General features: G+C 48.1%; 23 protein-coding genes and 1 other annotated feature. Of the genes, 7 read left to right on the forward strand and 16 right to left on the reverse strand.

What is annotated here, in order from left to right:
• Nucleotides 1–114: 114 nt before the first annotated feature.
• The 10 genes from PBN151_RS21930 to PBN151_RS21975 all read right to left on the reverse strand — a co-directional run bounded on the left by PBN151_RS21930 (nt 115) and on the right by PBN151_RS21975 (nt 11,181).
• Entirely contained in the window at nt 115–1,785 is a 1,671-nt protein-coding gene (locus PBN151_RS21930) for a putative polysaccharide biosynthesis protein (protein WP_051240322.1), read from the reverse strand.
• A 134-nt stretch (nt 1,786–1,919) separates the two neighbouring features.
• A complete protein-coding gene (locus PBN151_RS21935) occupies nt 1,920–2,396 on the reverse strand; it encodes a DUF456 domain-containing protein (RefSeq protein WP_028533705.1) in 477 nt (158 codons plus the stop codon).
• A 45-nt stretch (nt 2,397–2,441) separates the two neighbouring features.
• Nucleotides 2,442–3,176: a Cof-type HAD-IIB family hydrolase gene (locus PBN151_RS21940; RefSeq protein ID WP_065290660.1), complete on the reverse strand. Its 735-nt coding sequence runs from the start codon at nt 3,174–3,176 to the stop codon at nt 2,442–2,444.
• A 256-nt stretch (nt 3,177–3,432) separates the two neighbouring features.
• Nucleotides 3,433–4,314 (reverse strand): metal ABC transporter permease, encoded by an 882-nt coding sequence (locus PBN151_RS21945; RefSeq protein ID WP_072730692.1) that lies wholly within the window; start codon nt 4,312–4,314, stop codon nt 3,433–3,435.
• The gene (locus PBN151_RS21950; protein ID WP_021258579.1) at nt 4,311–5,264 is read right to left on the reverse strand and encodes a metal ABC transporter permease; all 954 of its coding nucleotides are present in this window, start codon (nt 5,262–5,264) and stop codon (nt 4,311–4,313) included. Before PBN151_RS21950 ends, PBN151_RS21945 begins: the two co-directional genes overlap by 4 nt.
• Before the next feature lie 5 nt (nt 5,265–5,269).
• Nucleotides 5,270–6,040, reverse strand: a complete 771-nt coding sequence (locus tag PBN151_RS21955) for a metal ABC transporter ATP-binding protein (RefSeq protein WP_090513654.1) — start codon at nt 6,038–6,040, stop codon at nt 5,270–5,272.
• Nucleotides 6,041–6,090: 50 nt separating this feature from the next.
• A complete protein-coding gene (locus tag PBN151_RS21960; RefSeq protein WP_072730693.1) occupies nt 6,091–7,092 on the reverse strand; it encodes a metal ABC transporter solute-binding protein, Zn/Mn family in 1,002 nt (333 codons plus the stop codon).
• A 285-nt stretch (nt 7,093–7,377) separates the two neighbouring features.
• Nucleotides 7,378–9,471, reverse strand: a complete 2,094-nt coding sequence (locus PBN151_RS21965; protein WP_072730694.1) for a peptidoglycan D,D-transpeptidase FtsI family protein — start codon at nt 9,469–9,471, stop codon at nt 7,378–7,380.
• 109 nt (nt 9,472–9,580) lie between these two features.
• Nucleotides 9,581–10,759, reverse strand: coding sequence for a transglutaminase domain-containing protein (locus PBN151_RS21970; RefSeq protein ID WP_072730695.1), 1,179 nt, complete (start codon nt 10,757–10,759; stop codon nt 9,581–9,583).
• A complete protein-coding gene (locus PBN151_RS21975; RefSeq protein ID WP_174811119.1) occupies nt 10,756–11,181 on the reverse strand; it encodes an ATPase in 426 nt (141 codons plus the stop codon). Before PBN151_RS21975 ends, PBN151_RS21970 begins: the two co-directional genes overlap by 4 nt.
• Before the next feature lie 163 nt (nt 11,182–11,344).
• On the opposite strand from PBN151_RS21975, the gene PBN151_RS21980 reads away from it, so the two are divergent.
• The 3 genes from PBN151_RS21980 (at nt 11,345) to PBN151_RS21990 (ending at nt 13,369) form a co-directional block, all read left to right on the forward strand.
• Complete coding sequence (locus tag PBN151_RS21980; protein ID WP_072730696.1) at nt 11,345–12,544, forward strand: MFS transporter; 1,200 nt, start codon at nt 11,345–11,347, stop codon at nt 12,542–12,544.
• Between the two features lie 153 nt (nt 12,545–12,697).
• Nucleotides 12,698–12,826 carry a hypothetical protein gene (locus PBN151_RS32345; RefSeq protein WP_260612440.1) on the forward strand — a complete coding sequence of 43 codons (129 nt, stop codon included), beginning with the start codon at nt 12,698–12,700 and terminating at the stop codon, nt 12,824–12,826.
• A 192-nt stretch (nt 12,827–13,018) separates the two neighbouring features.
• Nucleotides 13,019–13,369, forward strand: a complete 351-nt coding sequence (locus PBN151_RS21990) for a toprim domain-containing protein (RefSeq protein WP_072730698.1) — start codon at nt 13,019–13,021, stop codon at nt 13,367–13,369.
• A gap of 4 nt (nt 13,370–13,373) precedes the next feature.
• Here the strand turns inward: PBN151_RS21990 and PBN151_RS21995 are convergent, their stop codons facing one another.
• The 3 genes from PBN151_RS21995 to PBN151_RS22005 form a co-directional block, all read right to left on the reverse strand.
• Complete coding sequence (locus PBN151_RS21995; RefSeq protein WP_065290668.1) at nt 13,374–13,973, reverse strand: SCO family protein; 600 nt, start codon at nt 13,971–13,973, stop codon at nt 13,374–13,376.
• A gap of 70 nt (nt 13,974–14,043) precedes the next feature.
• Nucleotides 14,044–14,976 (reverse strand): heme o synthase, encoded by a 933-nt coding sequence (gene cyoE / locus PBN151_RS22000; RefSeq protein ID WP_072730699.1) that lies wholly within the window; start codon nt 14,974–14,976, stop codon nt 14,044–14,046.
• A 166-nt stretch (nt 14,977–15,142) separates the two neighbouring features.
• Nucleotides 15,143–15,427 (reverse strand): hypothetical protein, encoded by a 285-nt coding sequence (locus PBN151_RS22005; protein ID WP_065290670.1) that lies wholly within the window; start codon nt 15,425–15,427, stop codon nt 15,143–15,145.
• 113 nt (nt 15,428–15,540) lie between these two features.
• Between PBN151_RS22005 and PBN151_RS22010 the strand changes: the two genes are divergently transcribed.
• On the forward strand, nt 15,541–16,524 hold the full coding sequence (locus tag PBN151_RS22010) for a metal-dependent hydrolase (RefSeq protein WP_072730700.1): 984 nt from the start codon (nt 15,541–15,543) through the stop codon (nt 16,522–16,524).
• 158 nt (nt 16,525–16,682) lie between these two features.
• On the opposite strand, the gene PBN151_RS22015 is transcribed toward PBN151_RS22010, so the two are convergent.
• Entirely contained in the window at nt 16,683–16,901 is a 219-nt protein-coding gene (locus tag PBN151_RS22015; RefSeq protein WP_072730701.1) for an alpha/beta-type small acid-soluble spore protein, read from the reverse strand.
• A 120-nt stretch (nt 16,902–17,021) separates the two neighbouring features.
• Here PBN151_RS22015 and PBN151_RS22020 point away from each other — a divergent pair, with 120 nt between their 5' ends.
• Complete coding sequence (locus PBN151_RS22020; protein WP_072730702.1) at nt 17,022–17,228, forward strand: DUF5325 family protein; 207 nt, start codon at nt 17,022–17,024, stop codon at nt 17,226–17,228.
• Between the two features lie 15 nt (nt 17,229–17,243).
• Here PBN151_RS22020 and trpS read toward each other — a convergent pair whose 3' ends face one another.
• Nucleotides 17,244–18,230: a tryptophan--tRNA ligase gene (gene trpS, locus PBN151_RS22025; protein WP_072730703.1), complete on the reverse strand. Its 987-nt coding sequence runs from the start codon at nt 18,228–18,230 to the stop codon at nt 17,244–17,246.
• Nucleotides 18,231–18,308: 78 nt separating this feature from the next.
• Nucleotides 18,309–18,603 (reverse strand) — a binding site (T-box leader).
• Between the two features lie 216 nt (nt 18,604–18,819).
• On the opposite strand from trpS, the gene PBN151_RS22030 reads away from it, so the two are divergent.
• Nucleotides 18,820–19,785, forward strand: coding sequence for an aldose 1-epimerase (locus PBN151_RS22030; RefSeq protein WP_072730704.1), 966 nt, complete (start codon nt 18,820–18,822; stop codon nt 19,783–19,785).
• A gap of 149 nt (nt 19,786–19,934) precedes the next feature.
• Complete coding sequence (locus PBN151_RS22035; RefSeq protein ID WP_005551150.1) at nt 19,935–20,168, forward strand: alpha/beta-type small acid-soluble spore protein; 234 nt, start codon at nt 19,935–19,937, stop codon at nt 20,166–20,168.
• Nucleotides 20,169–20,315: 147 nt separating this feature from the next.
• Here PBN151_RS22035 and PBN151_RS22040 read toward each other — a convergent pair whose 3' ends face one another.
• Nucleotides 20,316–20,714: an O-methyltransferase gene (locus PBN151_RS22040; protein ID WP_072730705.1), complete on the reverse strand. Its 399-nt coding sequence runs from the start codon at nt 20,712–20,714 to the stop codon at nt 20,316–20,318.
• Nucleotides 20,715–20,766: the final 52 nt, after the last annotated feature.

Below are 20,766 nucleotides of genomic sequence, written 5' to 3' on the forward strand. Positions count from 1 at the left end.
CACCCTGGTGTACGACAAAAAAAGCTCCATGAAGGAAGTGCATCGCTTGCGCTTCCTTCGTGGAGCTTGTCAATTTTTTTATTCTCACTACGCTATAAATAGCGCGTATGTGAATTAACCACGTTCTCCCTGCAATCGCATCAATGGACGCAGTACCTTCTGAACCGCACGCGGGTAACCCGACAGCTCATCATATCGAATAACGCGGAAAGCAACCAGCCCAACAACGAACAGAGCTACTACCCCCACGCCTACAACACCTGCCGTGAACATGAAGGCAAGCTTGGCCGGCAAGATGCCCACTAATTGCTCGCCCAACCATTCGCAGCCATATCCTACGCCACCCGACAGCACGATGGTCATCAGGAAGCCTATCCAGCGATTGCCTAGTACCGAAAACGGAACAACCTTCTTCATGACACGAAGATTGAGCCATGTAATAAGCAGGAAGCTTAGTGCTGTTCCTCCAATAATGCCGTAAATACCAAAGAAGTGAACAAGCGAGAAGCTGGCAATAAGCTTAATAATAATACCTAATGTTACACTGATCATAGCAATATAAGGCTTGCCAAGTCCAATTAGAATCGAGCTTGACGTCATCATCGTAATTTGGAATATCGTACCGAGCGTCAACGCTGCAATAATGCCTGCACCGTCCAACGTACTGAACAAGAAACCGTTCACGGAATATGCTGCGACCGCTAGAGCCAATACGATAGGCATGCCACTCAATACGGAAATACGCATTGCCATTGTAGTCTGCCGCTTCAAGTGAACCATATCCCGCTTCGCAAAGGCAGCGGAAATGACCGGGATGAGCGACGTGCTTAACGCAATCGCCAGAATTGGCGGAATGCCAGCGATCGATTGTGCACGCTGACCAAGGATACCATACAGATGCTTCGCCTCATCTACCCCAACTTCCGGTGAGAGAAGTGGAATCGTGATGGACGTATCAATAAAGTTTACAGCCGGTACGGCAAGTGAAGACAATACAATCGGTACGGACATCGCGAAAATTGAACGGAAAATATCGCTAAGCGGTACTTTCTTCGCACCCCTGCGGCGTGCGCGTACTCCAGCTTCCCGATCTGCCTGACGGAGCTTACGCAAGTAATAGATCATAATAATGAATGCGCCGACACTCCCTAGCACACCGCCGAAGGAAGCACCCGCTGCGATCCACTCTTGGTTCTGCCCCGTGCTCATCAAGATATAGGCAAGTCCGATCGCCGTAAGAACACGTAAAACCTGCTCTACGATCTGCGATACACCACTTGCCTGCATCATATTGCGCCCTTGCGTATACCCGCGCATCATGGCAATGACCGGGAACAACAGCAGCGCAGGTGCTAATGCACGAATAGCAAGTGCAGCCTCAGGCAGCTGAATCATATCCGCATACACACCTGCGAACGCGATGAGCAGCAAGGTTGTAATCACACCGGATATGAGTCCGAACAGCAGCGCAGCATAATAGACCCGCTCCGCTTCGCGCACCTTATTCAGCGCATAGCGTTCGGATACCATCTTGCTTAATGTACTCGGAATACCTGCTGTCGCTATTGCAAGTATCATCAAATAGACTGTCTGTGAGGCAGCAAAAGAGGCATTACCCACAGAACCGAGCATATGCTCAAGCGGAACGCGCTGAAAGAGCCCTAAGACGCGAGCGACGAGGGTAGCCGCTGCAATAATGAGCGTTCCTTTAATAAATGATTCCTTTGCCAAACGTTTCCCTTCTTTCTGTATGCTAGCCCGTATCCTAATATCCCGTCCGAACATACTACATTCAATTCTATTCATCATGGCAAAAGCCACCGTATTTTCTCCAAAGAGCAGGAAGCCGCTCCATAAGACAGCCCTAGTCTATATCAGACCGTCAGACCGTCTTATGGACACCTTTTCTATTAAAACATTTACAACCAAAGGAAGAACAGGACAATCATCACGATTTGCAGCGCAAATTTTACGACAATGCTCGTAAATAGTCCGACAACCGCACCAATGGCCGATTTTGTCGATTTATCCATACTCGCTCCTGTCATAAGTTCCCCGATAAACGCGCCTAAGAGAGGCCCAAGTATAAGACCGAACGCCGGGATGACGAACGGACCGATGATGACCCCTATTGTACTCCCGATGATTGAAGCCTTAGACCCTCCGAATCGCTTGACTCCCCAGGCATTGACCACGTAATCGGCAATAAACAGCACAGCTACAATAATCGTCTGAATCGCCCAGAACCAGAACCCGAAGGGTTCAAAGCTAATGCATAATCCATACACAAAGAAAGCTGCATAGATTGCCAACGCACCTGGTAAAATCGGATAGATAGCCCCTGCCATACCGACAAGAAACAGGACTATCACACTAATCCAACCGAAAATAACCATCCGTTCCACCACCTTGCACGAGAATAAACGCTCGTGAACAATCGATTACAGCATATACTCCCTAATGACTTGGGCAACACCATGCTCGTTGTTCGTTCGTACGACGATGTCCGCAGCCTGCTTCACTTCGTCCTGCGCATTCCCCATAGCTACACCAAGCCCTGCCGCTTGAATCGCGGCCATATCATTCAAGCTGTCGCCTACAGCAACCACTTGCGACATCTCGCAGCCAATAAGCTCGCATACAGTTTGTATTCCCGTTGCCTTGTTGACTCCTCCAGGATTAATCTCAATATTATGTGGCGAGGAATTGGTCAATTCCAATCCGCCCATGGCACGCAGTTCGCGCCACAGAATTTCGCGCACACGATCATCCTTCGTAAAGTAGCCGAACTTCAGCCATTCCTCAGCCTCGATATCGGCTCCCCAATTCTCTTTGTTGTACAATCGTTCCGTCGAATAAGCCCAGAACCACACATTATGCTCCTCGGACATCGCGTGCATGCGCTTCACCGCCTCGCGATCCAAGAGATGACGCAAGTGCAGCTCACGTGTATTCTTCCACACTTCACTCCCATTGACTGTTATCATTGGAGCATTCAATCCTAGTTCTTCCGCATAAGGAAGTGCATTGACGAACGCGCGGCCAGTGGAGAAGATGACCGTAATTCCCGCATCGCAAGCACTGCGGATGGCATCAGCATTTTCCTTGGAAATGCGCTGATCATCATCCAATACCGTTCCATCCATATCGAGAGCCAACAACTTATATTTACTCATCTCATCCGTCACTCCTGTCTCTGATGCGTTCCGCTTCAGACGAGTTGTGATTCGTTATTTGTCGAAGCTTGTAACACTCATTGTCAATCATTGTCGTGCACAAATTTGCATAACGCCATTGTATCATATGCAGGCATTTACAACAAAGAATTCCTTTCCTTTACAAAGAGGCCGCTTACGCAGTGGTTCCTATCTGGCAATAACAAAAAAACACCCCTCTCCATAATCAGGAGCAAAGGGTGTTCCTAAGCCGCTTCTAAGCAGTCATCTCTGCAATCCGACGACGCTTCAGTACGCGGGCCAGCATTCCATGAGTCGGGGACAACAGAAAGGCAAGTATGAACAATGCGCCCGCTACCGTGACCATCATTCCCGCTATTGACGCATCGAGTAAGGAGGACAGGTAGTAGCCAGCTATTGCACATCCAATTCCAATGGCCACACTGTACACAATCATGAGACTCAAGCGCTCCGTTAGCAAGTAGGCGGTGGAAGCTGGAACGATAAGCATGCCGACGACAAGGATAGCTCCTACACTTTCAAATGAAGCCACTGTCGTCATGGACACGAGTCCCATCAGCAAATAATGGAATAACGCAACAGGTATGCCGCAGGCTATAGCCATCGCCGGATCGAATGCACATATTTTGAACTGCTTATAGAACAGCCCGATGACGAGCAATATCACTAGCAGTGTAAAACTGAGTATCCATACAGCCTTCGGCACCATGTCGATGCCGAACAAGGTCGTTGTATTCCAATGGACATAGGCGATTTCACCAAACAGAACACAATCCAAATCCAGATCCACATTGCGTGCATTCAAGCTTACGAGCACAACGCCAACCGCGAATAATGCGGTAAATACCACTCCAATTGATGCATCCGATTGCACGCCGCTATTTTGAAACAGCTGAATGAGAAATACCGTTACTAAGCCTACTGCGGACGCACCCAGCAGCATGACGAACGAATCACGTGAGCCGCTTAGCATGAAGGCTATAACGATGCCGGGAAGCACGGAATGGCTGATGGCATCCCCGATCATGGACATTTTGCGCAGCACGAGGAAGCAGCCCAATATCCCGCAAGTTGCAGCTACTAGCGCACCGGTCAGTATAATCCATAGGTCTGTCACAACGACGCCTCCTTTCGCAATCGAGGCTCCGTCTCCTCTAGACGAATTCGTTCCTCCACCCGAATCGATTGATGATTACGGATCCGACGAATCCATTTCGCGAGCACACCGCGGCGTGGGGCAAATACAACCGAGCAGCAGAAGACGAAGGTTGCAGCCAATACACTGAGCGGGCCAGTAGGTAAATTGCTCGTCGTCGTACTGACAAGTGTGCCAATAATGCCGCTTACTGCTCCAAACAGCCCGCTGAGCAGCACCATTAATCCGAGTCGATCGGTCCAATAGCGTGCAGATACGGCAGGAGTAATCAATAGTGCCGCAACAAGCACAACGCCGACTGCCTGAATGCCAACAACGACGGCAATTACGGTAAACAGCATAAGCAGCTGCTCCAGCACGCCAACCGGAAACCCGAGTCCGCGCGCAAAGCCAGGATCGAAGCTGAGCAGCTTGAATTCCTTGAACAGCAGGCTGCATGCCACAATAATAAGCAGCGACACACCTGCCATCGTATAGACATCACTCTGCATCATGGAAGCTGCTTGGCCGAACAGAAACTTGTCGAGTCCGCTTTGGTTACCGTAGCTGGAATGTTGAATTTGCGTCAGCAACACAATGCCAACACCGAAGAACACCGACAGCATAATCCCCATTGCCGCATCCGCTTTGATGCGCGTATAGCGCGTCACGACTGAAATTCCCGCTGTTGCCAGCATACCGGATAAGAAGGCTCCTAGGAAAAATAAGGGCAGCGATTTAACCCCAGTGAGCATAAAAGCAATGCATATGCCTGGCAGCGCAGCATGCGCGAGCGTATCCCCGACCAGACTCTGCTTCCGCAAATAAGCGAAGCTGCCCACAATGCCACTCATGAGACCGAGCAGCAAACAACCGACGAGAATCCACTGTGTATTCGGATCACGCAACACGTCCCAAGATATTCCGAACATTGCACTCACCTCGTTCCTACCATGACGGCACCCGCATTTTGATCCAACACGGTAAGTCTGCCGCCATAGGTTTGCTGCAACATGCTTGTGTTAAATATTTTTTCGGTTTCTCCACAGGCAACCAATTCTACATTCAGAAGCATTACCCAATCGAAGTATTCCTTCACTGTTGCCAAGTCGTGATGGACAACAAGCACGGTCTTCCCCTGACGCTTCAATTCATTTAATAATGTAATGATCGCTTTCTCCGTCATCGCATCTACACCAACGAACGGCTCATCCATAAAATAGATGTCCGCGTTTTGGGCAAGCGCCCTTGCTAGGAATACACGCTGCTGTTGTCCGCCGGACAGCTGACTTATTTGCCGATCTGCAAAATCCGCCATTCCCACCTTGGCCAAACAATCGAGCGCAATCTCCTTCTCCTTCGCGCCCGGTCGCTTGAACCATCCTAAGTGTCCGTAACGGCCCATCATTACAACATCGAGTGCGTTCGTGGGGAAATCCCAATCCACAGATTCGCGCTGTGGGACGTAGCCTACCCGTTTGCGGCTTTCCGAGTAAGGCTTGCCGAATATATTCACCTCTCCGCTTACTCGCGGAATTAATCCAAGCACAGATTTAATAAGTGTAGATTTCCCTGCACCATTCGGCCCGATAATGCCGATTAAATTTCCCTCCGGTATCGTAAAGCTAACATTGCGAAGCACGGGCTTCTTCTGGTATGCAACAGTTAAGCCACTCACACGAAGCGGCGTATTCCCCTTATCCATCATGCTCATTTCGCTCCTCTCCTACCATGTTATATCTCTCGAAGTTATGTACATTACTTCAGTGCATCGACGATCGTATTGACGTTGAAGCGAACCATGCCAATATAAGTTCCCTCTTCTGTCCCCGGCTCGCCCATTGCATCCGAGAATAATTCACCGCCAATGACGACCTCATGGCCTTTTTTCTTCGCTCCTTCGATGACCGCCTCAATTGCCTTCTTCGGTACACTCGATTCAATAAAAACTGCCTTAATCTGATTGTCCACCAGATAATCGCGAAGATCGGATACATCCTTGCTTCCGTATTCAGAAGCCGTGCTGATTCCTTGAAGCCCCATAACCTTCATGCCGTACGCCTTGCCAAAATATCCAAACGCGTCATGCGCCGTCACGAGCACGCGGCTCCCTTCCGGAATCTCTTCTATCCGCTTGTGTACATACGCATCAAGCTCTTGCAGCTTGCTTACATATGCCTCTGCACGCTGCTTATAGGCTTCTGCATGTGCCGCATCATATTCCACCAGCGTGTCACGAATGACCTCCGTCGCCTTGATCCAATTCTGCACATTGAACCAAATATGCGGATCATGCGATTGTGCTAATGTCGGATCTGCGAGCAGCTCAGATTCCGAAATTGTTCTGGAGACGGGAACCGTCGTCTTGCTGCCGCTCATTTTCTCCAAAATATCGACCATCTTCCCTTCCAAATGCAAGCCGTTGTAGAATACGATGTCCGCATCATCCAGCTTCTTAATGTCTCCTTGGGACGCTTTGTATAAGTGAGGGTCAACCCCTGGACCCATCAACCCAATTACATCAACACGTTCTCCTCCTACCTCTTTCACCACGTCAGCAATCATACCAATCGTAGTTGTTACCTTGATTGGATGAGCATCGGCAGACGTTGCAGTTCCCTCTGTCTTGCCCTCGTTTGTGCTGCCGCCACATGCTGCTAATCCTACAGCTACGCTTAAGAACAATATCGTCATAACCAACCGCTTCAACGCCGAATTCATTTTGAACTTCCCATTCGGTCTTTCAGCTGCCTTCGTCATCTTTCGTTCCCTCCCACATGAATGCCCAATGTTTTTTTGTAATGATTACGTTTATCACTGATCACTGTTTAATATACACAAATATGTTTACCTAATGCAACTATTTTTGTATAAAAAAAATTCTTTCCCTAGACATATAGTTTTGCAAAAAGAAAAGACTTTTCCTTATCGTATGCGATGTGCTCCCTGATCGGTGACACCATGTACGATATGAAAAAGTCTTTATTTGAGGCTCGCAACGCTCAGAAATGCATCATTGCCACTGAACGCAGCGACTCCTCCTGCTTATTGATTGTTGTTAGCTGCATCCGTAGATTCGCCGCCTGTACCTTGCTTCTTCTTCGGTGTACCCGTCAATCCGTATACCTCATCATACGCATCGAACATAGCACGCGCGATCGGAGCTGCCCCGTAGGAACCATATCCGCCCTCTGGTACGACAACCGCAACCGCAAGCTTCGGCTTATCTGCCGGCGCATAGGCAATGAACACGGCGTTTTCTAGTCTTTTCCCTGCTATATCTTGCTGCGATGTACCCGTCTTTCTATAGAACGAGTATGGGAATCCATCAAAACCGTGAACGTTAACCTTCGACATCCCTTCTTCAACGACACGCCAGTGCGTGTCATCGAAATTCGTCTCATTTAACACTTCACGACCGAATGACTTGACTACCTTGCCATCCCCATCTGTAATCTTGCTTACGAATTGCGGCTTAATGCGCTTACCATGATTCGCTAGGGTAGCTGCATATTGAGCGAGCTGCAAGGTTGTATACTTCCCTTGCTGACCGAAGGAGGCGTATACGAGAGCGGACTGTGCATTGTTGCGCTCCGCCTCTACCAGATAGTCCTTCAATCCTGCGGATTCACCAGGCAAGCCGCTATCTGTCTTCACGCCAAGACCAAAGGCTTCCATGTATTTATCCCACAATTCCAAACCGTTTCTGTCTGTAAGGGAGAAGAGTCTCTTACCAATCATATCCACCATAAAGGCGTTAGAAGATACTTTCAAGGCTTTTGCTGCATCCATGTAACCGTAAGACGTTTTGCTTGAGTTCCATACCTTCGTCTCATGGCCGCGGCGGCCGAATTCACCGTAACCTTTGTCATAGTAATCTTCCCATGGACCGAACAATCTTTCTTTCAACCCGACGAGAACCGACAATGGCTTCATCGTAGATCCAAGATAGACAAGGGAAGTTGGATGACGTCCGCGCTCCTTGTCATCATTATACGGACCATAGACTTCGCGAACGGCCCCATTTCCCATATAAAACTGGATCTTCTCATAATCCTCGACGCTGATTTGGCCGTTGCGCCATACATTCGGGTCATAATCCGGCATACTGGCAATCGACACGATATTACCGGTATCCACTTCCATCGCAACTGCATAACCAGTACGGGCATTTGGCGCATACTCAATGCGGTTCGAGGAATTGCGAATCTTCTCCAGTGTATCTATGATCGATTTCTCTGTTGCCTTCTGAATATCGCGATGGATAGTCAAATGTATGTTGTTGCCGCGCTCCGGCTTCGTCAGCTGCATCGGCCCGATAATACGACCCGCCACGTTGACCGGGAACTTCTTCACCCCGTTCAAACCGCGCAGCTCGTTCTGATACATCAATTCGATGCCGTCAACGCCAACATCCTCGTATTCCAAGTATTCCTTCTCCGTAGGAAGCTGTTCCTGCTTCTCATACTGTTCCTTGTAGAACGGCATCCGCTCGCGAACACCCTTGAACTTTTTCAAATAACCGACCGTCTGTACTGCGATCGTATCCTTATCATAGTTACGGACACTATCCTCGACGATATCGATGCCTTTGAACTGCGATTTATGCTCCAGGAAATAAGCAACCTCTTCCTTCGTCAATCCTGATTTAATGAGCCTAGGAACGAAAACAAAATTCATCTTCCCACCCAAGTCCATTCGCTTCAAAATTTCTTCAGCTGTTAATGGCTTGTCTTGAGGACTGCCTATCTTCTTGAATATTTCCTCGAGCTGCTTCGCAAGCTGCTCTACTTCAGCTCGATTCTTCTTCTGGTCATCCGTCATCTTCTTGCTCGGATCCCCGTAATTCTTCACCACATTGAAGTAAAGAGATTGCGACGCTGTGGAATAGGCTAGCCGCGTATTCGAAGCATCATAAATAGTTCCCCGAAGCGGCGGTACCGCCGTTTCCCGGAATCCAAGCTGGGACTCCTTCTCCTTCAGGGCGGGACCTTCAACGAATTGCAAAATGGCCAGTCTCACGATAAGCACGGTGAAAATCAAAAATGTAATAAAAAAGAATAAGTTCAACCGAAACGAAAACGTACGCCGGTTCTGTACTTCCCGCTTCTGCGGATCATCCGCATTTGGATGACTCAATGCCAATCATCCTTTCTTGCTAACTTTTGCTGTACAATCTTATTTATTTTACCATACTGATTTGCCTATATTCAAAGGTTGTGCAGCTTCTAATCGCCATCGCCGCAAATTATCTTATCGTCAATGGCTTGTCTGGAATATGAGTGGTGTCGAACTTAGGAGGATTGAACCAATCTCCCGATGATGCCCATGTGCTATCTAGCGGCACCCATTTCTTCTGTTCGCTTAGCCAGACCTGATTCCAGGCATGCGGACCATAGCCGCCATTGCCATTGTATCCAAGACCGGTCACAACCTTGACTTGAAGCCCTGAGGAACGAGCCATAACTGCATACAGACGTGCATAATCGATACATACCCCCTGCTTCGTAGCAAAGGTATCTTCCGGAGTCTGCTCCTTCCAAATCCGCTTCGTCTCGTATTGCTTGGCCTTATCCCAATCATACTGAACCCGGGAACCGACCCAATCATACAAGCGTCGCGCCTTCTCTTCATCGGTCGATGCTCCTGCCGTCACATCACGCGCGGCTTGCTTCACATCGGAAGAAATCTGATTATCAATGACTTCATATCGTCGCTGCAGAAGTTCTCCGAATTCCTGCCCCATTTGGGAGGTGAAGACAGGCAGACTCTCTGTAATTAATGACCCCGCAAGCGGCTCGATCACTTGGTTAGCCACCGTGCGATAAGCAGAAGAGGATTGAATGATATCGCTTGCCTTCGTAGCAGGCTGAAGGGCAACATATACGAATAACACCATAATAATGATGAAGGCGCGCACACCACCAATTAGCGCACCAATTGCACCACCCGTTAGCCAATTGGCCATACGGCTTATCACTTGCATGAACCCTGAGCGAGAAGATGAGCTTCCTTCTTCTTGACTCGCCACAGAAGCCCCGCTCCAGATCAAAGAAACGAGCCAACCCATTATTCCTCGGACGAGCATATAGATGATGCCGAATAAGATTGCAACGCGCAGCAGTGCGAAGTCCCGTATTCCTGTCACGAAGGTATAATAGATCTGCTCCCACCAAGCCAGTGCATGGGAGGGTATAACAATATTCCAATCAACGAACTGACGCTGTACCATGGGCGAGAGCCACATCGCAGCAGCGAAGGACAGGATAAGTGATACAATGGTGCAGGCCGACTGAGCAACAAATAGAAAGAGGTGGCGCATGGACCCCGAAGCGCCTCTCGCCACCCCTTGAACTGCGGAAAGAAGCACGACCGCAAGCAGTACTAGCGTTATCGCGTTCCATTCCCACTGCAATCCAGTACTCATTTGTTCTGCTTCGCTTCCTTCACGAAATCGCGAATCGTATCGTTCATGCTCCATTCACCAAGGGAGACTCCATTGAACGATAATTTCACTTTGTCACTGTTAGGAGTGCCTGTAAGCTCCAAATTCGGCGACTTGATCGTATAAGTCCCGTCCTCATTGCTCTTGAACGTCGCCTTCTTCGCTTCCTCCATCATGGAGTTCATCGCTTGATCCTTCAGCTTCAGCACAGTCTCATCCTTCACTGTCGTCACTACGTTGTTCACGTCGTCCCACGTAATTCCGCTATAGACGGCTACAGCAGCGACAATTACGACGACCAGCGCCCATTTTATCATCGTTTTCACGAAACTAACAATTACGAGCAGTACGATGAGTGCGATTAGGAAGACAAGCCAATTTTGCTTAATAAATTCAAACCACATTTCGAGTTGACTCACTTCTTCAATCACCCTTTCCAAAGCGTATTATACATCATTCCCATATGATGCAACAGTCAGACCATCTAACATCATTAGCCAAATTCGGGTACTAAGTTCGTCCGCTAATACGTACAAGTATACCATAGCGATCTGGAGGTGACTTGGCTTGCGTTCTGTCTTTTGGCTCTACCTGTTTTTATTCGTTGCGTTTTTCGATTTGCATGCGCAGTACCCCATTCTGACCCCATTTGCAATCTCTCTTGGTGCTGCTCCATCCTTCATCGGATTAATGATGGGTATGTATTCGTTCACCCATCTGCCTGGCAACGTCATGGCCGGTTACGGAGTAGACCGCTTCGGCAGCCGCATCTTCATCGTGTTCAGCCTCATTGGAGCCGGCATTATTCTCATGCTTCAGGCCCATGTCGTCAACCCATGGCAGCTGCTTATTCTACGTTCTATAAGCGGATTCGTACTCGCGTTCCTCTCCCCTGCTTGCCTGTCTCTGCTTGCACGAATGGCACGCGATCATGTTCATCAAGGCAAGTTGATGGCGGGCAATGGGCTCGTCCATACATTGGCTTCTGTTGTCTCTCCTGCCGCTGGCGCTTATCTCGTGTCCCAAATCGGATTCGTCATGGCGTTCCAAGCGCTGGGCATTGGCCTTATCCTTGTTGGTATGTTGGCATGGCTGTTTATTCAAGATGTTCAAGAAAGTGAAAGTCCCTCCTCTAAGACGACAGCACCAAGCATCCCTACTTCAACACCAGCTGCAACTTCTGAGCATGCACCTGCTATCCCATGGCGCTTCTACTTTATGCCGCTTGCCATTGCCTGCTCGCAGGGCATCTTATTTTTTGAGTTGCCATTTATGGCTGACGCATTAACCTCAATAATGAAAACAGGCGTATTGTTCTCGGCCATCAGCCTCGGGGCGCTCCTTACCTTAAGCATGTTGTTCTTGAATCAATATTCAGCTTATATGCGCACATGGCTCGGCTCCTTTTCGCTAGCGATTCTGTTCTTTCTATTGGCAATTCACTGGCCTGTTCCTTTACTTCTCTCCTTATTTCTTATCGGCATGACGAAGGGAATCATTTTACCGGCTTTATCAGCACATCTCTTGTTGCTGAGCGGCGGGGCCAGATACGGACGAATCTTCTCTATCTTATCGATTGCTTCTTCTATCGGCTCCTTCATTGGACCGATGATTGCCGGGCAGCTCCGTGGGCAATTATCGCCGTACTTCATCGCATTTCTCGTCCTTATGACAGCCGTTACGCTGCTCCCGCCAGGCAAGCCTACATCGTTAGTGAAGAAGACTGTCCACAGCACGCGTCCACCTTCGACGAACCCAACTACATAAGAACAAGAGCTGAATGTCCTGTCCCGGCATCTTGATGCCTTCACATGGTTTGCGCCCATATTCCCAAATATGGGTGAATACACAGAACAGGATAATTCCGCGAACATACTATAATGATGAGAAATGACTACCGACGAAAGCAGGTGAACCTAGTTGGGGTATTATACTGAGCCTGGCGGTGGGCCAGAGCTAGCGTTCGGCGCACGTTTCTGGACAATAACCACCGTAATTCTCGCCCTGTTCATCCTGCTCGTCATCATTCTGCGTGCTCCTCTGCTGTAACCCCCCATCTTGCTCTCTCCTTATACGGCTTGCCTCCGGGCAAGCCAATTTTGTCATGCGCTTCTCGTTTCATCACCGCAATGGATTTCATCATTCGTGGTACACTATTGATAATGGGAGAATTACTGGCCGGATCATTTCCATCAGATTCGGAATGCTGCCCGTACCGCATAGAGGAAGAAGGTGAACACGATGGAAATCGCTCTCATCGTAGAAGGCAAAAACGATCGCAGCCGCTTGCGAAAGCTGTTGGCTGACAAAGTTGACATCATGTGCACATATGGGACATTGAATACCGATCGCACAGAAAAACTGCGTAAACAGGTTGGAGATAAGCCCGTATACTTATTTATGGATAATGACTCTTCTGGGAAACGCATTCGAGCTATTCTGCGAGATACGTTCCCGGATGCAGATCATCTCTATACGCGCCGAGGATATGCTGGAGTAGAAGGTACGCCAGATGAGTATTTAATCCAACAATTAGAAAAAGCGGGGTTAGACGAATACATCGTGTATCCGGATCTTCCCCCGCTTACCTAATCTCTTATTTAATTAATTTCATGACATCTTCCGCAATGATTTCAGGCGTTGTTCGCTCCCGATCATTCGCGTTATACGCTTTGCGAATATTACCCTTCTGATCGACTAGAGTGATGACATTGAGATGCGTAAAGTTGCCATCCTGATCCTTCATCACAGCAGAGTCCAGCGCTGGCATCATGTTGGCCACGTCCTCTTCTTTTCCGCGAAGGAAATACCAGCCTGAGTAGTCAGCGTTGAATTTCTGCGACCACGTCTTAATCGCATCCATCGTATCCCGCTCCGGATCGAAGGAGATGGATACGATACCTGCCTCTTTACCAAATACGCCTTTCTCCTGCAGTAAAGTCTGTACTTCAGACAGCATAAATGTCGTCGGCGGACAGACGTCCGGACAATTCGTGAAATAGAAATAGAAGAGCCTTACCTTCCCGTTCGTACTATCAAGACTTACTGTGCTTCCATCCACATTCTGCATAGAAAAATCCGGTGCCTTCTTGAAATCTTCACGCGGCCAGTATAACCAAGCAGCAATAATTGCAAATACCACAACCAGTGACATTAAGAAGATTTGCAAAGAATACTTCTTCGCCCATTGAGACATCGTCTGTTCCTCCCGTTACACTCCCTTTAGTGGTCAGGCTGAATTCCAATTAACTCGATTTGATGCGATATTACATTTTCCCCATCGTATCCAAGACAAGAATGAACAAGTGCAGCAATAACCAGTTAATCGAAAACAAGAAGTTGCGCTTCGCCCAAGCTTCATTGTCCTTCGCCTTGAAGCCCGAGATGCAAATATACAGCCAAATCACATTAAGAATGGTTCCTAATACCCCGTAAATCCAGCTTACATAGCCGTACGAATAGAACAGCCAAGTAACCGGCAGAAGCAGCACAACATACGGGATCATTTGCTTCTTCGTCCGCTCGATTCCTTTGACTACGGGAAGCAGCGGGTATCCAGCGGCACGATATTCTTCAACACGTCGAATGCCTAGCGCCCAGAAGTGAGGCGGCTGCCACAGGAATAGAATGAGGAACAACAGGATAGCCCCTTCATCCACTTGACCTGTCACAGATGTATACCCCATAACGGGTGGCATTGCTCCCGAAATGGCCCCAACAGAGGTGCTCCATGTCGATGTTCGCTTCAACCATAATGTATAAATGACTACATAAACAAACATGCCCAGAACGCCAAACCATCCTGTCAATGGATTGGTCATCAGGAACAAGACCGACAGACCTGCAATACCAAGAATAATGGCATACCAGAGCACAACATTCGGCTGTAAACGTCCCGTAGGAAGCGATCGATTGCGCGTACGTTCCATTTTCATATCGAAATCTCGATCAAAATAGTTGTTGAACACGCATGAGGACGACATCGTAAGTGCGGTACCAATTATCATCCACAGCAAGGTCATCCACGGAATATCCCATTTGGCTGCCACCCAAAACCCTGTGAATGCAGCCATTAAGTTGGAGCGAATAATGCCCGGCTTCGTTAACTGAACAAACTCTTTCCATAATTCGACCCGCACCGGTTCCGGCGATAGCGGGATAGAGTCGGAAGGAGTCTGGTACGTATATTGTTTATCCAAAATGACCTGTTCCTCCTTGTGTTGTACAAACAAGAGCAGAAACTTTGTGTTTCCGCTGTAATTTTCATCATATCAAAAACGTCCAATTGCTGACAATGTCTCGTAGCATCGTTCATCATTTTGACAATCTATTGGATCTTCCTCACAATAGCGTATGTGGCTATACTTATTTGGAAATTGATGCGAACTCCCAGATATGCAATTTGGATCTGCCGCCAGGAATGCAAGCGGTAATAACGTCCCATTCACTTGTTTCCTCCAGACGAATCCGTCTTAGCTGCAAATACTCTTCGTGTGTGGTATCCATCCACTGCTCCACGAATACGTTAGGTTGGTCAGTTCCTTCATATAATACGACTTGAGGAAATGGCCGCAGGCGCTCTGTAATCTGTTCTAAATATGCTTCTCGCTTGTCCGGATCAATTCGATACTCGACAAATATAATGTTCATGGTTGATTCCCCCTCTTTCTTATGTTGCCCCCACTGAATCCTTCTTGTGAATTGTACTCATGAGTCATATTCTGGTACATAATTGCTCACAATACAAGAGGGTGATTACGAATATGGATACAAGCACACATGCTGTTATTGGATTGGGGCTTGCCGGACTCTCACACATTGATCCTGCCGTCATGACCCATCCTGCCACGGCTTCGGCCGTCTTCTTCAGTGTTCTGCTCGGATCACAGGCTCCAGACGCGGATGTTGCACTCAAGCTGAAGGACAACACCACCTATATTCGTCAGCATCGAGGCATCTCACATTCCATCCCGATGCTGCCAATATGGGCACTGCTTATCGCAGGTCTAATGACTTTGCTGAACAAGGGTGCCTTGTTCTGGCACGTTCTGCTCTGGACCGCTCTCGCCGTAGTCATACACGTCATTACTGATCTGTGTAATGCCTATGGAACCCAAGCGGCGTGGCCTGTTACAGACAAATGGCTGTCCTTTGACTTCATCTCGCTGTTCGATCCGATTATTTTCTCTTCCCACCTCGTAGCTGTAGCATTGTGGGGATTGGGTGTCTTGTCACCAAGAATGGTATTTCCCGTGCTGTATGCGCTGCTCCTTGTGTACTTCTTATGGAGGGCATCTGTACACAAGAAGCTTAAGGATCAGATGCTGCTCTTCGATGAAGAGTACGTCCATTCGGACACGTATACACTTATTCCGACCGTATCGCTATCCAGATGGAATGTAGTCAAGCCTCTTCCAGAAGGGGCATACCGAATCGGGAACTGGAATCACAATCGTCTCCATTGGACAGAGACGGCCTACTGCGATAAGCATCCAGCAGTAGAAGCTTCCAAGGAGCACCCTGCTGTAGAAGCGCTCCTGTACATTTCACGCTACGCTTGTGCAACGGTAGAGCCAACCGGTTATGGATATGCCGTTCGCTGGGCCGATGTCAGGTATAGGCATCGCAAGCAATTCCCCCTCGTTGCTGTCGTCATGATGAACGCCAAGTATGAGACGCTTGATTATTTCGTAGGCTGGCTAAGCAAAACTCACTCCGGCAAGCATTTTGGATTGGAATACGAATAGAAACGGCGTGTAAGGGCACTTAGAAGAAGAAGGTACAGGGAATCTGTGAAGACAGGATCCACTGTACCTTCTTTTTTGGCCAAATGCTGTTGATGCTCACTTTTCATAATAAAAGGCTACCCCGCGCGCAGGGTAGCCAAATCATTAGTGCATTTCGATTAGCGGGAACCGCCGGAAAGCGATTGTTGTGCCATTTGCACCAAACGCTTCGTCATGTATCCCCCGATAGAACCGGTATCACGGGAAGTGTAGTTCCCGTAGTAGCCGTCTTGTGGAATTGGAACGCCCAATTCCTGAGCAATTTCGTATTTCATTTGCTGCAATGCAGCAGTAGCTTGAGGAACAACCAAGTTGTTGGAACCAGAACGATTAGACATAGGTGAATCTCCTTTCGCAATTAGGCGCTTCTAGTTGTGCAAGCTTGCAAACTTATTTTATCCGGCCTGCAAAATGTTATACTTATCTGTAACATTATTTTGCGAAAAGGAGTCTTCCCCATGAACAAATGGTTATCACTATGGTTCGCATGCTCTTCCATCGCCCTGCTGATCGCAACAGCGATCTCCATCAGCCAAAGTGTCTGGCTTGCTCTTCTCTTTACCATACTTGCTATCGTGAATATGGGATGCGGCTTCATTGTGAAGGCCAAGCTTCGTCGGCGAAGCTTGGCCCAACAAGATCATACAGCAGGCAAGCAGGCTTAACAAATCGTCCTAGATTTATTGCGGGAGCACAAAGCCCATCCGGCGCTTCACTTCCGTTAAAGTCTGCTCTGCCGCTTCACGTGCCCGCTCAGCACCACGACGCAGCGCCTCGTGATGTTCACCTGTGCGTCTTACTTCATGATAGCGGGCTTGAAGCGGCTCGATGAGCGCAGCTACATGCTCTGCCAAGTCTTTCTTGAAAGGACCGTACATTTGGCCCTCGTACTTTGCTTCAATGTCAGCAATGGACATACCAGCAGCGTGAGCATAGATGCTCATCAGGTTGCTGATTTCCGGCTTATTCGCAGGATCGTACTTCACAAGCGCTTCAGAGTCCGTCTTCGCACGGCTGATTTTCTTTCGAATAACAGCAGGATCATCTAGCAAGGCAATAAAGCTTCCAGGGTTAGGGTTACTTTTGCTCATTTTCTTGGAGGCGTCATCCAATGACATAATCCGTGCGCCGACTTCCGGGATATACGGTTCTGGAACAGTCAGGAAGTCGCCGAAGCGCCCGTTGAAGCGTGCAGCCAAGTCCCGAGTAAGCTCCAAATGCTGCTTCTGATCATCGCCAACGGGAACAAGATCGGCTTGATATAATAAAATATCTGCAGCCATAAGAGATGGATATACGAACAAGCCCGCTCCAACTGACTGCTTCCCTTCCGACTTATCCTTAAATTGCGTCATCCGCTCCAACTCACCCATATAGGTGAGTGTCGTCATCAACCATCCAAGCTCTGCATGCTGATGAACATGAGATTGGAGGAAAATGTTCGACTTGCTTGGGTCGAGGCCTGCCGCAATATACAAGGCAGCTACAGATTCTGTCTGCTCACGCAATTTTTCCGGATCCTGCGGTACAGTAATAGCATGCAGGTCTACCACCATGAAGAAGCACTCATGTTCTTCCTGCAGCTTCACGAAGTTTTGGATTGCTCCGATGTAGTTGCCAAGTGTCAATTGACCGCTTGGCTGAATACCAGATAATACGCGTTTCATCACGCAACACTTCCTTTTCCACAAATATCATTATTCTTGTATCGTCATACTCGAGAACGCAAAAAAGGCCCTTCATCCGCAAGGGACGAAGAACCGTGGTGCCACCCTAATTCGCCTGCATAATCGTATGGCTGTGACTTCTAACAAGCACAGTCCTACGAATGTTAGGAAGCATCAGCAAACGATGCTGACTCCCTCTTTGCAAGCCTTGACCTCTGTAACGCAGAGCAGCGGCTATGTCTACTTCTTGCACATCACTGGTTCAACACAGCACTCCGAGGCCCATTCCATCTATGCATTCGCGTCGGTTCACAGCGACCACCGACTCTCTGGAGCTACCGCATAGCGTACTTGTCCTCATCATCATTTTACACGAATTCAATTATATCCTATCACTTATGCGAGCTCTACATAACTAGGAATTAGCCATAAGGATAGCGAAGATCATTGTATTTGTCAATCTGTTCTGTTGCCCGTTTATCGCCCGCTTGAATTAGACCTTGTGTGCTTCAATGACTTTAATGCGTGAATTTGCTATCATGAAAATAACAAACCATTACATAACTTCACGAGCAAAGGGGCAATTCGCATGTATCAGATTACGAGAGGCAAATGGAACGATCATGAGACAGTTATTCTTCACAGTGACACGCTTGAGGCAACATTGCTGCCTTCCCTAGGCGCTAATCTCATTCGTCTGTGGGACAAAGTGCTTGAACGCGATATTTTGCGTACGCCAGCTGAGAGCGATCTGGATTATTATATGACCAAACCTTACCACTTCGGCATCCCTATGCTTATGCCGCCTGGACGGATACGCCGCGGACAATTCCAATATGCAGGAGTGTCCTATCAGTTTGATCAGAACACAGCCAACAACAATCACATTCACGGCTTGCATCGCTTGCAATCGTGGCAAGTTACATGTGCCGAAGCAACCGAAGATCACGCTATCGTCACGGTTCAGTTCCATTCTTCTGAGGATAAGCGCTGGATGGAGCAATATCCAACACCTCTCCAGTTCGAGCTTACTTACGAACTGAAGGGAAGCCAACTGACACAACAATTGCAAGTAACCAACGTTGGTGAGCAGACTGCACCATTTGGCTTCGGAACACATACGTGGTTACAACTTGATGGCGAACCGAACCGTTGGACCCTGCAGGTTCCAGTTACAGGTGTGTATGAGCTGGACGAAGAGCTTATTATGACAGGAAATACGTTGCCGCTGGGTGATAACGAGAAGCTGCTCTCCGGAATGAACCTAGAAGGAACCGACTTCGATACGGTATTCAGCATAGGCGAGCATAAGCCTGAAGCTTGGCTGGCCCGCGAAGACGGTTATCGTATCCGCTATACAGGCAATGAGCCTTGGTTCAAGCATTGGGTTCTCTACACTCGAGGCACTGCGAATGAAATTATCTGCATAGAGCCTTATACTTGGCTTCCTGATGCGCCAAATCTTCCATTCGGCAATGAGGTTACAGGCTTGATTGAACTTGAGCCGAACAAGCCAGTTATCCTCAACTTAGAGCTTGAAATTCAACATCCATAACAGGGGAGGCGACAAGCCTCCTTTTTGGGTTCCTCCCATAAATGCCGGACCAGGACAACTTGGCATTATTTACATTTCACAACGAGCACTTCCTCTCGCATATTTCATCTCTATCTCTCCATAATAACTATCACAAGGAGGTGAACAACATGCCAAATCAACAACAAGGAAGCGGAAGCCGTTCCAACAATCTCGTTGTTCCTCAAGCAACAGCAGCTCTTCAACAAATGAAATTTGAGATCGCTCAAGAATTGGGTATTCCAATTTCTCAAGATGGTTACTACGGTAACTATACTTCTCGCGATATGGGCTCCATCGGAGGCTACATCACGAAGCGTCTTGTACAAATTGCTGAACAGCAATTGGCCGGCCGCGCTCGCTAAGCTTAGCTGTTGAACCTTTTTAAGCTAGTTACGCAACACCCCATACTTACGAAAAAAAGCAGGACGTCCTACTACAACCAACTGGTGTTAGAAGGGACTCCTGCTTTCTTATTTACAAATAACATTCGACAATTGCAAATGAACACATTAAGATACATTTCTGTAAGTATGTAGATTCTCTTCCTTCTTATCCAAAATATGAACCATATTATGATTCGATTCAAACCATGTGCTGACATACAGCTCCCCATGCCTAACTGTAAAATCGTACACAATCTCCCCATGCGTCCAATTCTTCTTATGTTTCAGCGCATCAATCGCCGTTTGCAGAAATTGGGCAATTTGCTGCCTCGACAATCCTTGTCGAATCGGCTTTAGTTCACCAGCACAGCTTTCCAACGCATCGTGCTTCACACCGAATTTCCCAATGATATCATTGCGAAGACAAACTACAATTGTTCCACCTGTCAAACCAATCAGCTCTGATTCTAATTTCTCAAAAACTAGGCTTATTTGCCTAGCTAATGGAATCGAGACAGACTTCATCTTATTCATTCCTCCCTATTTTGACAGAAGCTCAGCTTCAATTTTATGGTTC

Source organism: Paenibacillus sp. NAIST15-1, from assembly GCF_001894745.1.
Taxonomy (GTDB): Bacteria; Bacillota; Bacilli; order Paenibacillales; family Paenibacillaceae; genus Paenibacillus_B; species Paenibacillus_B suaedae.